The sequence below is a fragment of the Photorhabdus aballayi genome (genome assembly GCF_026153155.1).
Lineage (GTDB): Bacteria > Pseudomonadota > Gammaproteobacteria > Enterobacterales > Enterobacteriaceae > Photorhabdus > Photorhabdus luminescens.
Genome location: NZ_JAPFCD010000142.1, coordinates 1 through 702, shown reverse-complemented (window position 1 = coordinate 702; position 702 = coordinate 1). Strand labels below are relative to the sequence as shown.

At 51.0% G+C, this 702-nt stretch carries 1 protein-coding gene; it reads right to left on the bottom strand.

From position 1 onward, the window contains the following. A partial coding sequence (locus OO184_RS24940) for an IS630 family transposase (protein ID WP_265381454.1) occupies positions 1-702 on the bottom strand: 702 nt, incomplete at both ends.

Genomic DNA, 702 nt, shown 5'->3' with positions numbered 1-702 from the left:
CACTTCGATGGTAACCGGCTCCGTCAAGGATAATATGAACCTTCTGACTGACCGGATAGGTTTCACGCAGCGCAATGAAAAATTCTGCGATGTGATAACTGTCGATACGGTCATACTCGCGTACCACCGTTTTACTAATATCGGCCAGATTCAGGGCCCCCATCAGATTCAGGCGGGTACGGCTTCCCGTCGTTTTCACTACGGTTTTCTGGCCTTGACGCATCCAGCCATAAGCCAGTTTCGTCCCCTGCGTGGGATGGACGCCATCAATGAACAGGATGGGCTCATCGTCTCCGGCTTCCTGTTTCAGTTTCCCGTAGGTTTCTATAAAGGCCCGCTGCTGTTCCGCGTTGAACTTGTGTGGCACACCAGTCGGTTTTTTATAACTGAATCCATTATGGTGCAGCCATTTATTTATGCCGGGAACGGTGTAACTGATATTCCACGCTTCTTTGACAAGGCGGATAACCGCCTGTGTGGTGGGCAGAAGATTCTCTGTCAGATAAGCGATAAGTTCCTGCGTCTGTGTTTCGCTGAGGTGGCTCTGAGAGCCGCCATTTTCGGGCTTGATTTTGCGGTGATTAAGGTAATCGCTGATATGACGATTAACGGTCGTTTCATGCAAACGCAGGGCCTGAGCGATCATCACTGAACTCCAGCCCTCAGAGGCCAGCAGGACCGCTTTGATGCGATCACACTCTC